12 protein-coding genes are annotated in these 13,988 nt (G+C 52.2%); 5 read left to right on the plus strand and 7 right to left on the minus strand.

What is annotated here, in order from left to right; translation table 11 throughout:
- Positions 1-426 (minus strand): hypothetical protein, encoded by a 426-nt coding sequence (locus tag ACO064_RS15260; RefSeq protein WP_421828128.1) that lies wholly within the window; start codon positions 424-426, stop codon positions 1-3.
- A gap of 366 nt (positions 427-792) precedes the next feature.
- On the opposite strand from ACO064_RS15260, the gene gatB reads away from it, so the two are divergent.
- From gatB to proC, 3 genes are all read left to right on the plus strand, one after another.
- Positions 793-2,292, plus strand: coding sequence for an Asp-tRNA(Asn)/Glu-tRNA(Gln) amidotransferase subunit GatB (gatB, locus tag ACO064_RS15265; RefSeq protein ID WP_421828129.1), 1,500 nt, complete (start codon positions 793-795; stop codon positions 2,290-2,292).
- A 12-nt stretch (positions 2,293-2,304) separates the two neighbouring features.
- Positions 2,305-3,453 carry a redoxin domain-containing protein gene (locus tag ACO064_RS15270; protein ID WP_421828130.1) on the plus strand — a complete coding sequence of 383 codons (1,149 nt, stop codon included), beginning with the start codon at positions 2,305-2,307 and terminating at the stop codon, positions 3,451-3,453.
- Between the two features lie 102 nt (positions 3,454-3,555).
- Positions 3,556-4,359: a pyrroline-5-carboxylate reductase gene (proC, locus tag ACO064_RS15275; RefSeq protein ID WP_421828131.1), complete on the plus strand. Its 804-nt coding sequence runs from the start codon at positions 3,556-3,558 to the stop codon at positions 4,357-4,359.
- A gap of 110 nt (positions 4,360-4,469) precedes the next feature.
- On the opposite strand, the gene purB is transcribed toward proC, so the two are convergent.
- Positions 4,470-5,810 carry an adenylosuccinate lyase gene (purB, locus tag ACO064_RS15280; protein ID WP_421828132.1) on the minus strand — a complete coding sequence of 447 codons (1,341 nt, stop codon included), beginning with the start codon at positions 5,808-5,810 and terminating at the stop codon, positions 4,470-4,472.
- Between the two features lie 199 nt (positions 5,811-6,009).
- Here purB and ACO064_RS15285 point away from each other — a divergent pair, with 199 nt between their 5' ends.
- Entirely contained in the window at positions 6,010-6,735 is a 726-nt protein-coding gene (locus tag ACO064_RS15285; RefSeq protein WP_421828133.1) for an MIP/aquaporin family protein, read from the plus strand.
- Between the two features lie 408 nt (positions 6,736-7,143).
- Here ACO064_RS15285 and bioA read toward each other — a convergent pair whose 3' ends face one another.
- The 5 genes from bioA to ACO064_RS15310 all read right to left on the minus strand — a co-directional run bounded on the left by bioA (position 7,144) and on the right by ACO064_RS15310 (position 12,858).
- Positions 7,144-8,457 (minus strand): adenosylmethionine--8-amino-7-oxononanoate transaminase, encoded by a 1,314-nt coding sequence (gene bioA / locus ACO064_RS15290; RefSeq protein ID WP_421831028.1) that lies wholly within the window; start codon positions 8,455-8,457, stop codon positions 7,144-7,146.
- Between the two features lie 49 nt (positions 8,458-8,506).
- Positions 8,507-9,151, minus strand: coding sequence for a dethiobiotin synthase (bioD, locus tag ACO064_RS15295; RefSeq protein WP_421828134.1), 645 nt, complete (start codon positions 9,149-9,151; stop codon positions 8,507-8,509).
- Positions 9,152-9,252: 101 nt separating this feature from the next.
- A complete protein-coding gene (locus tag ACO064_RS15300; protein WP_421828135.1) occupies positions 9,253-10,389 on the minus strand; it encodes an aminotransferase class I/II-fold pyridoxal phosphate-dependent enzyme in 1,137 nt (378 codons plus the stop codon).
- Between the two features lie 243 nt (positions 10,390-10,632).
- Positions 10,633-11,388: a glucosamine-6-phosphate deaminase gene (locus ACO064_RS15305; protein ID WP_421828136.1), complete on the minus strand. Its 756-nt coding sequence runs from the start codon at positions 11,386-11,388 to the stop codon at positions 10,633-10,635.
- 72 nt (positions 11,389-11,460) lie between these two features.
- Complete coding sequence (locus ACO064_RS15310) at positions 11,461-12,858, minus strand: Gfo/Idh/MocA family protein (RefSeq protein WP_421828137.1); 1,398 nt, start codon at positions 12,856-12,858, stop codon at positions 11,461-11,463.
- 109 nt (positions 12,859-12,967) lie between these two features.
- Here ACO064_RS15310 and ACO064_RS15315 point away from each other — a divergent pair, with 109 nt between their 5' ends.
- Positions 12,968-13,981, plus strand: a complete 1,014-nt coding sequence (locus tag ACO064_RS15315) for a LacI family DNA-binding transcriptional regulator (RefSeq protein ID WP_421828139.1) — start codon at positions 12,968-12,970, stop codon at positions 13,979-13,981.
- Positions 13,982-13,988 lie beyond the last annotated feature (7 nt).

The following is a 13,988-nucleotide window of genomic DNA, read 5'->3' on the forward strand; positions in this document are numbered from 1 at the left end:
CTAGTTATTCCGGGCCAGAATTACCCGCTTCGATTTGGTTTTGATATCAAACAATTGCGTCACCCGTTTGCTGCCCGAACGCACTTCAAAGCCATACGTTCCATCCTGTAAGGTAGAAAGATCAAACGTCGTGATTTTCAGCGCGTGGTGAGTATACGTGTTGGCATATAAAATTTGCCGGTCGTTGCTGAGAATAAACACGCTGACAGCGTCGTGAAGAAGCTGGAACGGCTGGGTAACTTCAATCTGGAACTTCAGATTACTCACTTCCCGAAACGCCAACTGCAAGGCCGGATCTTCCTTCGCCGTCCGGGGCAGATTTTCCAGTGTTTGGGCCTGTGCCGAATTCAGGCAAAAACCGCCCGCCAGTGCCAGCATCAATAAGGCCTTTTTCAGATTCATGTGCTTGTAAATTTTCCTTTTCATGGTTGTATTATGTTTTGATAAATGGACAAAGTGCAAATCAATAATTGGCAAACTGCTTTTATGGCATTCATAATATTTCGATAATAAATTTATAACTTATTTGTATACAATACATTAGTGCCAAATAGGGATTGAAAAAGTTGTTTTTATAATGATCGTTTGTATCGGAATTGTTCAACAAAAAGCGGTTTTTTACAAGTAGTCCCCTGAATAGTGAAATGAGATTTAAACCGTATCTTTGCAGCGTAACGGGTTACGGAATTCGGTTTGCGGTTTATGGTGGCTGACGCACGATTCGGACGCGCCAGCCACCGTAAACCGTAAACTGTAAACTGAAAACCATAAATCTTACCACAACATAGCTTCATGGTTTCTGAAACGGCTGAAAAGACGGTATCCGCTGCGGTGCTGGCCAATTACGAGCTGGTGATTGGTCTGGAAGTTCACTGCCAGCTCCTGACGGCGACGAAAATCTTTGCCGCCGATTCCAATCAGTTTGGCAGCGACCCCAATACCAACATCAGCGTCATTACACTGGGGTATCCGGGCACCTTGCCCAAACTCAACCGCAAAGCCGTCGAACTGGCGGTTCGGATGGGATTGGCCTGTCAGTCGGCGATAACGTCCTACAATCTGTTTGCCCGGAAAAACTACTTCTATCCCGACCTGCCGAAAGGTTACCAGCTCTCGCAGGACAAAACCCCGATTTGCGTGGGGGGGGGCGTTCCGGTAAAATTCAAAGATACCGACGGTCAGCCGGTTGAAAAGACGGTTTTTCTGCATCACATTCATTTAGAAGAAGACGCCGGCAAGTCGATTCACGACGGCGACTGGCATACGGTTCTGGATTATAACCGCGCCGGAACGCCCCTGATTGAGATGGTGACCGACCCCGTGATTCGCAGTGCAGAAGAAGCGGCAGCCTACCTGACGGAAGTTCGGCGGCTGGTGCGGTATCTGGACATTTGCGACGGTAATATGGAAGAAGGCTCGCTGCGCTGCGACGTCAACGTTTCGGTGCGGCTGTGGGGTGAGGAGGATTTCGGCACGAAAGTCGAGATCAAAAACATGAACTCCATCCGCAACGTCCAGCGGGCCATCGAGTCCGAGTTCCGGCGGCAGGTGGAAACGATCGAAACCGGCGGCACCATCGTTCAGGAAACCCGCATGTTCGACGCCACGACCGGCCTGACCCACGGCATGCGGATGAAAGAAACCATGAACGATTACCGGTATTTTCCGGACCCGGATCTGAGTCCGGTGGTGGTGTCGGACGAATGGCTGGCCGAAATCCGCGCCAACATGCCTGCTTTGCCGAAAGAACGCCATGATAAATTGCTGAATCAGTACGGTTTGCCGGAATATGATGCCGCCCTGCTGGCCGACGTAAAAGAACTGGCGGATTATTTTGAAGCCGTGAGTCAGTTAACGACGAATTACAAGGCGGTTTCCAACTGGATTATGGGGCCGGTGAAAGCCCAGTTGTCCGAAAAATCGCTGCGGGATGGCCAGTTTCCGCTTTCGGCCGAAAAACTGGCGGAACTGATTACATTGGTTGATTCGGGGAAAGTCAGTTTCTCGACCGCCAGCCAGCGGATTTTCCCGGTGTTGATCGAGCACCCGGAGAAATCGCCGGAGCAGGTGGCGCAGGAGCAGAATTTGGTGCAAAACAGCAATACCGATACGTTGCAAGCGTTGGTAGATGAGGTACTGGCAGCCTGGCCCGATAAAGTAAAAGAATACAAAAAGGGTAAAAAAGGGTTGCTGGGCTTGTTTGTGGGTGAGGTGATGAAAAAGTCGAAAGGCAGCGCGGACCCCAAACTGACCAATGAGTTGCTTCAAAAATCGTTGTCTTCTCCGTTATAACGTACAGGTAAAATGAAAAAAAATCGGATCGGATTCGTCGTTTTAGTCGGTTTAGCCCTGCCACTGGCGGCTTTTGCCCAAACTGCCGGGAAAGAATTTACGGTAACGGGTACCGTTCAAAATGCCAAACCGGGCAGCAAAGCCTATTTGGAAACGAACGAAAAAGTATCGAAGCGGATTGACTCGACCCAGATCGACGCCAGCGGAGGCTTTTCGCTGAAAGGCAACGAGACAAACGGCGGAAGTTTTTACAAGCTGAACCTGGCTAACGAGCAATTCACGAGCTTGCTGGTGGAAGGAGGAGAAAACCTGACCGTGACGGCCGATCTGAAAAACAAAGACAAGCTTCTGGTAAAAGGCTCAGTTAACATGGATTTTTATCCCAAAATCGTGGCCATTGATGCCATGATGCTGAAAAAATCCAAAGAGTGGCAGAAGCAGGCGGCTGCGGCTGCCGAAAAAAATGACCTCAAAAAAGGCGAAGCGATTGATCGGGAAGTGATGGCGACCAACAAACAGGTCATCGACACCATCAAGGCGCTGATTCCGCAAATGGGAACGTCCAGTGTCGCCATGATTGCGCTCAAATACCTGGATCCGAAAGAGCATTTTCCCCTCTACGAAGCCCTGGCGGATCAGATGCAGAAAGCCAATCTGACCGGTAAGCAGGCCAAAGCCTTCATCAACTTCGTAACGATGGCCAAAAGCGAAATGGCCGCCCAGGCCACGCAGGTCGCCGTGGTAGAAGGAGCGATGGCACCGGACATCACCCTGGAAGACACCAAAGGTCAGGTGGTGAGCCTGTCCTCGTTGCGCGGGAAGTATGTGCTGATCGATTTCTGGGCGTCGTGGTGCGGTCCCTGTCGTCAGGAAAATCCGAACGTGGTTCGGATGTACAATAAATACAAGGAGAAAGGCTTCGAGATCTACAGCATCTCGCTGGATGACAATAAGAATGCCTGGCTGAAAGCCATCGAAGCCGATGGCATGGTCTGGACCAACGTGCTGGGCAAGAAAAATGGTAGTTCGGCAGTTGCTCAGCAGTATTCGGTTCAGGTCATTCCCACCACCTACCTGCTGGATAAAGAAGGAAAAATCATCGCCAAAAACCTGCGGGGCGAAGCACTGGTGCAAAAGCTGGGAAGTATTCTGGATAAATAACGGACGGTTTACGGTTTACAGTTTTCGGTGGCTGACGCACGCACAGGTAAGAATGCGTCAGCCACCGAAAACTGTAAACCGTAAACCGTAAACTCATTAATTATGAAGATTGCGATCGTCGGTTGCGGCAACATGGGCATGGCCTTTGCCAAGTCTTTTTTGCAGTATGATTTAGTAAAAAAAGAAGATTTACTGCTCGTCGAGAAAAGCGCAGAACGTTCCGAAGCCTTAAAAGCGGAGAAGGCCGGTGTGGTGGTCGATACCATCAGTTCGCGGGTTTCTGAGGTCGATCTGATTATTTTATCTGTCAAGCCCCAGGATTTTAACAGTTTGCAGGAAGCGCTCCGGGAGACCATCCGGCCGCAGCAAGTCGTGCTGTCGATTATGGCGGGCATTCCGATTGCAACCATTCAGGAAAAACTGAACCACCGGCTGGTGATCCGTGCCATGCCCAACACGCCCGCGATGCTGGGCATGGGCATTACCGGTTTTACGGCGGCCAAAGAAGTGGATCTGAGCAACCTGCGGAAAGTCGAGAACCTGATCAACGCCACGGGCCGATCCATTTTTCTGGAAGATGAAGCCTTACTCGACGCCGTTACAGCCCTCAGCGGCAGCGGCCCGGCATATTTTTACTACCTCGTAAAAGCCATGATTGAAGCCGGAAAACAAATGGGCTTCGACGATTCGGTGGCTTCGCTGCTGGTGAAACAAACCATGCTTGGCGCTTTTCATCTGATCAATACCGCCGATAAATCCCTGGACGAGTTGATCAAAGCCGTTGCCTCCAAAGGCGGCACGACGGAAGCAGCCCTGAAACGATTTGAAGAAGGCGGTTTGTCGGATACACTCATCGCGGGCATCAAAGCCGCCCAGTTCCGGGCCACGGAATTGAGCAAACCCTGACAGCGCCGGGCCGTCGATACGGCTGAAAGCCCTGTCAGCGGTTGAATAGGGCCAATCACAAACCGCTGACAGGGCTTTCAGCCGTATCGACGGCCCGGCGCTGTCAGGGTTTAAATCCCCGTATAACTATACGGCGTTATCGCCCGTAATTCCGTTTTTACGTTTTCTGCCACATTTAGTCCGTCGATAAACCGCGCGATGGTGTCCGCCGTGATTTTTTCATTGGTCCGGGTTAAATCCTTCAGGGCTTCATACGGTTTGGGATAGCCTTCGCGCCGGAGAATGGTTTGGATGCCTTCGGCCACTACGGCCCAGTTCTCTTCCAGATCGGCGTGGATGGCGGCTTCGTTCAATTGCAGTTTTCCCAGTCCTTTCAACAGCGATTTCAAGGCAATCAGCGAATGCGCGAACGGAACGCCGAGATTCCGCAAAACCGTCGAGTCGGTCAGGTCACGTTGCAGGCGTGAAATCGGCAGTTTGGCCGAGAGGTGTTCAAAAACCGCATTGGCAATTCCCAGATTTCCTTCCGAATTTTCAAAATCGATCGGATTAACTTTGTGCGGCATCGCCGACGAGCCCACTTCCCCCGCTTTGATCTGCTGCTTGAAGTAGTTCATCGAAATGTAGGCCCACATGTCGCGGTTCAGATCGATCAGAATCGTATTCAGCCGTTTGAAGGCGTCGAGCGTAGCCGCCAGCATGTCGTAATGCTCGATCTGGGTGGTGTGCTGACTGCGCTCCAGCCCCAGTTTTTCCACAAAATCATCACCAAACGACTTCCAGTCAATGGTCGGGTAGGCGACACAATGCGCATTGAAATTGCCGGTGGCTCCTCCAAATTTGGCCGATACCGGAATGGACGACAGCATGAAAAGCTGCTTTTCGATCCGCTCACAAAAAACCAGCAATTCCTTCCCCAGCCGGGTCGGCGAGGCTGGCTGACCGTGGGTGCGGGCCAGCATCGGAATGCTTTTCCATTTCTCCGCCAGTTCCTGCAACTTCATGAACACTTCCCGGTATTGCGGCTCAATTTCGGTTTCCAGCGCGTCACTCAGCAGGAGGGGCGTGGCGGTATTGTTGATGTCCTGCGACGTCAGGCCAAAGTGAATGAATTCCAGGTGGTCGGAGATATTCAGATCGGCGAGTTTTTCCTTGATGAAATACTCGACGGCTTTGACGTCGTGGTTGGTTTCGCGTTCAATTTCTTTCACCCGCAGCGCATCCGCTTCCGAAAAAGTCTCGTACAATGCCCGTAATGTTGGAAAAACCGCATGATCGACGTCCTTCAACTGGGGCAGCGGCAGTTCGCAGAGTTCGATAAAGTATTCGATCTCAATCCGAATGCGGTAACGAATGAGGCCCCATTCGGAAAAATACGGAGCCAGCGATTCAATTTGACGGCGGTAACGGCCATCGAGGGGGGATACTGCGGTAAGCGCGGAAAGTTGCATAGGTAAAAAAAGAAAACGCAAAGTTAACGGAAGCCCCCTCAGAAATATACAGTTACTGTATAATTACTTCATAAATTGAATAGTCAGTTAGTGCCTGTTTCAATACAAAATTCCTGTATATTGGCGGCTTTATGACAGAACAAATATTTTATTGACTTATAAGGTTTATCACCTTACTCCTAAACCCATCCTTTTTTGTATGCAGCTTTCTCCCTTCCTTGGTGAACTGGTTGGAACCATGATCTTAATTTTATTGGGCGACGGTGTGGTTGCCAACGTTGTCCTGAAGAAAACCAAGGGTGAATCCTCCGGCTGGATTGTCATCACCACCGGCTGGGCGTTTGCCGTCACGATGGGCGTGTTCGTTGCCAAGGCATTCGGCAGCATCGACGGGCACCTGAATCCGGCCGTTACCGTGGCTTTCGCCGTGGCCACCGGTGATTTCAGCAAGATGGCGACCTATATTCCGGCACAGCTCATCGGCGCATTTCTGGGTGCGGTGCTGGTTTGGCTTCAGTATTTACCCCACTGGGCGGCCACGCCCGATCCGGGGGCCAAGCTGGCGGTTTTTTCCACCGATCCGGCCATTCGGCATCCCCTGGGGAATGTCATCAGTGAAGCCCTCGGCACGCTGGCGCTCATCATCGGTATTGCCGGGATTTCCGCCAAAGCCCTCGGCACCATCGCCATCGGTTTAGGTCCGTATTTGGTGGGCGTACTGGTCTGGAGCATTGGCCTTTCGCTGGGCGGTACCACCGGCTACGCCATCAACCCCGCCCGTGACCTGGGACCCCGGATCGCGCACACCCTGTTGCCCATTCCAGGAAAAGGCTCGTCGGATTGGGGCTATGCCTGGGTGCCGATTGTGGGGCCGATTATCGGAGCTATTCTGGGTGGTTTGCTGATTCGGTGGTACGCGTTGTAAGCTGATCCCGACTTGAAAGCTAGCCTTCTGCCGGTATTTTTGTATCTACACGATGAATCATTCCCCCGGTATTTTTGGCGTTCTGTGGACATGGTTTCTACAAAATGAATCATCCCTCCGGGATTCTTGGCGTTCTGTGGACATGGTTTCTACAAAATGAATCATCCCTCCGGTATTTTTGGCGTTCTGTGGACATGGTTTCTACAAAATGAATCATCCCTCCGGGATTCTTGGCGTTCTGTGGACATGGTTTCTACAAAATGAATCATCCCTCCGGGATTTTTGGCGTTTTGTGGATGCGGTTTCTACAAAATGAATCATGATTCCGGGATTGTTTGATTTTCGTGTAGAACCCCGATTTGACCATCCTTCCCGTAGGGAAGGACCATTTTGTAGGAAACGTGTTCACTAATTGGGAGATGAGTCCCGTAGGGACGGTTCATTTTGGGTTATATACTGAAGCAGGTTATCAATGGCCGAATAAACCGCCGTCAACTCGTCATCGGTGATGCAATAGGGTGGCAGCATATACAGCACATTCCCCAGTGGCCGCATCAAAATGCCCTGTTTGAGCAGAAATTGATACGCAACGTCGCGGATGTTGCTGAAATACGAGCTGGTTTGCCCATCGGCATCCAGATCGAACGCCAAAATTGTTCCCCGCTGGCGGACGTTTTTGACGCCCTGTTTTTGGCCAAGTCGCTCCGCAAAAACCGCATGTCGCCTACTGATTCGCTGAATGGATGCCTGGGTTTCGTCCGAAAGCAGGAGATCAAGACTGGCGAGGGCCGCCGTGCAGGCCAGCGGATTGGCCGTAAAGGAGTGGCCGTGAAAAAGCGTTTTGTATTTATCTTCGGATTTGAAGGCGTCGTAAATTTCGTTCGTACAGGTCGTTACGCCCAGTGCCATCGTTCCGCCGGTCAGCCCCTTCGATAAACTCATGAGGTCGGGTTGGTGGCTGAGGTGATGCGAAGCAAATAATTTCCCCGTCCGGCCAAAACCGGTCATCACTTCATCGGCAATAATGAGCGCGCCGTGGCTGCGGGCCATTCCGATGAGTTGACTCAGAATTTCGGGTTGATACATCACCATACCACCCGCGCCCTGAATCAGCGGTTCAAAGATAAAAGCCGCCACATCGTCGCTCAACAACGCTTGCATTCGATCCAAAGCCGCCTGTTCCTGTCCCGGAAGGGGCGTCGGAATGTATTCAACATCAAATAAAAACGGAACGTAGGGAGCTGTGAAAGCACTTCGTCCGCTGACGGCCATCGCTCCGAACGTATCGCCGTGGTAGGCGTCCTCCAGCGCAATGACCTTTCGACGCGGTTTTCCGACGTTGTGCCAGTATTGAAACGCCATTTTGAGCGCCACTTCCACCGCCGTCGAGCCATTGTCAGAATAGAAAACTTTCTTTTGATGGTCCGGTAAAATGGGCAAGAGCCGCTCGGCCAGTTCAACGGCTGGTTGATGCGTAAAACCGGCAAAAATGACGTGTTCGAGGGTGTGAAGCTGGTTCGCTACTTTCTCCGCAATGTAGGGATGGCTGTGTCCGTGCGTGTTGACCCACCAGGACGAAACCGCATCGATGTACGTCGTTCCGTCTTCCGCAAACAACAGCGTGCCTTTGCCGCGAACAATCGGAATCGGCAGCGGAGCGGTTTGCATCTGCGTAAACGGATGCCAGATAACGGCTTGGTCGCGTTCGGCTAATTCCCCCAAATTCAAACCTGTCAGGTCTTCAAGACCAGACAGATTTATTTTATCTTCATCATAAACCGGCATCGTATTTTTCAAATAACGTTCTTATTTTATCCGCATTCCGACTGACAAACCCATTTGTAACTTCCGTTTCCCACTCAATCCGCCCAAAACTTGTCAAGCCCGTGTAGTTCAAAATAAAATCTTCGGATGCCGGGGTTTCGGGGCCGTTAAAAACGATGCCTAAAATGGGAATAGAGCGGTTTTGCAACGCTTCCACCGACAGGAGGGTGTGATTGATGCTGCCCAGATAATGTTTGGAAACCAGCAAGACCGGTAGATTCAATTGTTTCACCAGGTCGATCATCAAATCCTGGTCATTCAGCGGCACCATCAAACCGCCCGCCAGTTCAACCACCAAATGTTTGGAGGTCTGGGGTAGCTCAAAAGCTGCCAGCGAAATGTCAATTCCGTCGATAGCCGCTGCCGCGTGGGGCGACAACGGTTCCCGCAGCCGGTAGGTTTCCGGATGAAACTGGCTAAAAGGGTTCAAAATCAGCCGCCGGACGGTTTCGCGGTCCGAATCTTCCAGCGCGCCGGATTGTACCGGTTTCCAGTAATCAGCCTGCAGGGCTTCCACGACAATGGCCGATACCACGGTTTTGCCGATTTCAGTGCCAATACCGGCCACGATCAGTTTTAACGGGTTATGCATGTTACCAGGGTTTGGGATAGGAACACGGATTGAACGGATGAGACCGATGAAAAACGGATAAAAATCTGCGCCAATCAACCCTATCCGTTCAATCCGTGTTCCTATTCGCCACTATGTTTTAACGTCTGCACCAACGAATCGATTTCGGATTCCGAATTAAACGCATGGAGGCAAATCCGCAATCGTTCGCGCCCCGCCGGAACCGTCGGACTCACGATGGGCCGGACGTCGAAACCGGCTTGCTGGAGCTGTGCGGCCACTGCCCGGCACGCGTCATTGCCCGGCACGATCAAGCCTAAAATGGGACTTTCGGCCGAAGTCCACTCCGTGTGGGGCAGTCGTTCCTGAATTTGCTGCTGAAAATAGGTTCGCAAGACCTGCAAGCGGTCAATCAGCGGCTGGTTTTGCGGCAAAAACCGGTAAACGCTCTGAATCGCCAGCAAACTGTGCGGAGGCAACGCCGTCGAATACACAAACGAGCGGGCAAAATTAATCAGAAAATCGCGCAATGCCGCCGATCCGACCACGGCCGCTCCATGAACGCCCAGTGCTTTACCAAAAGTATGAATCCGGGCAAAGACCCGGTTTTGCAAACCCAGTGCCTGCACCAACCCTGTCCCGCTGACCCCAAAAACCCCCGTTGCGTGGGCTTCATCTACCATCAAAGCGGCTTCGTAGCGTTCGCACAAGCCAGCGATTTCAGCGAGAGGAGCCAGATCCCCGTCCATGGAGTATACGGATTCAATGGCCACGTAAACCGCGCCGGTGGCTCGTTTCAGGCGGTTTTCGAGATCTTCAAGGTCGTTATGACGAAATTTAAAGCGATTGGCAACACTCAGCCGGGCTCCGTCGATCATGCTGGCGTGAATTAGCTCATCGGTCAGCAGGGTGTCGCCCCGTTGGGGTAAGCAGGCCAGCAGACCAATGTTGGCGTCGTAACCGGAATTGAAAATCAGCGCGGCTTCGGCATCGTGAAAGGCGGCAATTTCGGTTTCCAACTCTTCGGCGAGGGCCGAGTTCCCGGCCAGTAAGCGCGAACCGGTGGCCCCGTTCAGCCAGGTCGGATGGCTCGCAACGGCCTGGGCAATGGTGTCTCGCAAGGCTACCGACCGCGCCAGTCCGAGGTAATCGTTGGAACAAAAATCAAGTAAGTTTTCGGGCTTTTTCAAATGCCGGAGCAGCCCGGCTTCCCGCCGTTTTTCCAGCAATTCCAGCACCGCAGTATTCGCTCTTATCACCTTATTCTCAGATTATTCACAAAGGTAATCAGGAAGCTGGTGATGAAAAACGATGTGGACAAATGGGATGAAATCAAGACTTATCCACACGGGAATGTGGATAAGTCGCTCTGTTTTAGCTTTTTTGTAGAAAAGGGGTCTTGCTTTGAGTACGACTGCCTGATTGTCAGAGACTTATGTTTGAGTATACAAATGGCGTTTTTTTCAAAAGAAGGTCTTGCAAAAATACGGTGTTCCGCTTATTTACGCTTCATTCTGACCGGTTTCCACCGCCAGCAAGTGGGCCGAAGATTCGTCCAGATAGAGCGAGCAAGCCGGGTGAGATCGCAGGATGCTGGCCGGAAAAAGCGGACTGATGGGCTGTTCCAGCGTGTCTTTGGTCGCCTGGGCTTTTCGTGCATCCGGAACCGAGCAGATGATATGCCGCGATTTCATGATTTGCCGAACCGACATGCTAATGGCCTGAGCAGGAACGTCTTCCAGTGCCGGAAACCAGCCTTCGTTGAACTGCTGACGTCGGCAGGCCGTGTCCAGATCAACGATCAGATACGGTTCTTCCGTCTCAAAATCGGCCGGGGGGTCGTTGAATGCCAGATGTCCGTTTTCGCCAATACCGACCAGGGCAACGTCGATGGGATGCAACCGGATCAAGTCTCCCAGATGCCGGATTTCTTCCTGAGGATCGATTTCGCCGTTGATCAGGTAACTGGCTTTCAAGGGCGAAACCTTGGCCAGAAACCGTTCCTGCAAGTATTTGCGAAAACTGGCCGGGTGGGAAATCGACAGACCGATGTATTCATCCAGGTGGAACATCACCACACAGCTCCAGTCAATGTCTTCCCGAATCAATTGGGCGAGCGTTGCAAACTGGCTGGTGCCGGTTCCCAGGATGATGTTCGCCTGTCCCCGGTCGGCAATGGCTTGTCGGATGATATCAGCGGTCTTTTTTCCCGCAAGGGTGCCAAGCTCTTCGCTGGTTTTTGAAATCTGAATGTTCATGAATATGATGGAATACGGTTTTTGGGGTCCGGTTTAAGAGAAATTGATTCAAATAGCGTAATCATTTGCGGTTTATAGCCCTTTGATGCCGGTGGTGCCGCCCGTGGTCAGGCTGATGTCGACCGGTTTATTGGTTTTCCAGGAACCACCGGTGAAATCCGGCACGTCGATGGAGTTGGATCGGTGGGCGACCGACCATTCGCTGAGTGGGCCAATGCTGCTCCAGAGCGCAGCATCGTAGACATCCTGATCGAGCGGCAAGCCGTTGCGCAGACAGTCGATGAGTCGCCAGTCCATCAGAAAATCCATGCCGCCGTGGCCACCGACCTGTTTGGCCAGTTCGCCCACACGTTTGACGATTTCCGGCTGGTATTTCTTTTCCAGTTCCTGATAGGCGGTTTCCGACAACCATTCGTGGCCTGTCGAAATCCGGCCCGGCAGCGGATACTTCTGGGCAGTGGCCTTCGTGCCGCTGACGAGGTGAAGCCGGGAATAGGGCCGGGGTGAACTGACGTCGTGCTGCAACATGATCGTCCGGCCTTTTTTGGTCCGAATGGTGGTCGTGTTCATATTCCCCCGAAAAGATTTGCCCTGAAATTGCTTGAAATCAGCATCCTGTGCCGCCAGTTCGCTGATCTTTTTGCTGATCATAAAATCCTGGCTGGACATTGCCACCAGATAATCCATCTGATCACCCCGGTTGATGTCGAGCACCTGCGCAATCGGGCCTAAACCGTGGGTCGGATACAGATTGCCGTTGCGCTGGTTTTCTTTCAGCCGCCAGAGGTCGTAACGTTTGCTTTTATCGAAGAACGAGTCGAAAATATCGTGAATATACGCACCTTCTGCGTGAACCAGTTCCCCGAAAAAACCCTGCCGCGCCATGTTCAGCGTCAGGAGTTCGAAGAAATCGTAGCAGCAGTTTTCCAGCATCATGCAGTGCCGTTTGGTGCGTTCAGATGTTTCCACCAGTTTCCAGCAATCGTCGACCGTCGTGGCAATGGGAATTTCACAGGCCACGTGTTTGCCCTGCTCCATGGCATACAACGCCATCGGCGTGTGCAGATTCCAGGGGGTACAGATGTAAATCAGGTCAATGTCTTTCCGGTCGCAAAGGGCTTTCCAACTATCCGCTTTCCCGCTGTAATAAGTGGGACGGTGGGCGGTTTTTTCCAGCGACTTCCGGGCCTGCTCGACGCGCTCCGGCCGAATGTCACACACCGCCTGAACCACTACATTGTCCAGGTGAACGATGCGCTGCAATGCCCCGGCGCCCCGGTTGCCAACTCCGATGTAACCGATCCGAACCGTATCGATTTTTGGGGCGCTGTAGCCACACATGTTAAAAGTCTGTTTGGGCGGGCGCGGTGCCTGAGAGACGGTCGGCAAACTGTAACTAAACGGGGCCGTGGTGAGTCCGGCACTGGCTAATCCGGTCAGTTTTAAAAAATCCCGGCGTTTCTTGTTCATGGGTATCAGGGTCTAGCGGAATCAGTCAGGAATCGAAGTAAGTAGAAATCGTTGGCTGAATCAATTAATTTGCCGGATAAAGTAGCGAGAACGTTACCGAAAACCACTGATGCGACGCCATTACATTACCATCAAGGACATTGCCCGGGAATTAGCCATTTCGGTATCGACGGTTTCGCGTGCTTTGCGGGATGCATACGATGTCAATCCGAAGACGCGGGAAAAGGTCCTGGCGAAGGCGATGGAACTGAATTATAAGCCCAACTTCAACGCGATTGGGCTGGTGCAAAGCCAGTCGCACCACATTGGCGTGTTGATGCCCGCCATCACCAATTATTATTTTTCGACGGTTTTTACCGGGATCGAACAGGTGGCCAACGCCAACGGCTACAACCTGATTGTGTTTATTACCAACGATTCGGCGGAACGCGAGCAGGCGATTGTGCAGGATCTTTCCCTGAGCAGTCTGGACGGTTTGCTGGTGTCGGTATCGTCTCAGGCCGATTCGTATGCGCATTTTGAAGAATTGATCCGAAACGGAATCCCGGTGGTGTTTTTTGACCGGGTTGCCGATGCGGTTTTGACTTCCAAAGTCATGCAGGACGATTACCACGGGGCCTACAACGCCACACAGCACCTGATCGATCAGGGCTATCGGCGGATTGCGCACCTTGCCGGCCCCGAGGGACTGACGTTTACCCAAAAACGCCGAAAAGGTTATGAAGATGCGCTGATCAACAACGGATTACCAATTCGGTCCGACTGGATTATTCACTCCGGTTTCTCGCAGGAATGCGGTTTTGAGGATGTAGCCCGGTTGTGGGAGTTGGCCGAAAAACCGGATGCCATGTTCGCCGTCAACGACCGAAAAGCAATTGGTGCCATGCTGGCGTTGAAAGAGCGCAACGTTCAGATTGGGAAAGCGGTGGGCGTTATCGGATTCACCAACGACCCCATGTCACAAATCATCTCGCCAACGCTGACGACTGTGGCCGAACCCGCTTTCGAGATCGGCAAACTCAGTTGTGAATTGCTACTGAGACACATGACCCGGAAGAATTTCGAAGCTCAGGATGTGATTTTACCGGCCCGGCTAATCGTCCGGGAATCGACCCGGCGCTAACGCTTTG

Origin of the sequence: Larkinella sp. (genome assembly GCF_965227735.1) — a bacterium.
Taxonomy (GTDB): Bacteria; Bacteroidota; Bacteroidia; order Cytophagales; family Spirosomataceae; genus Larkinella.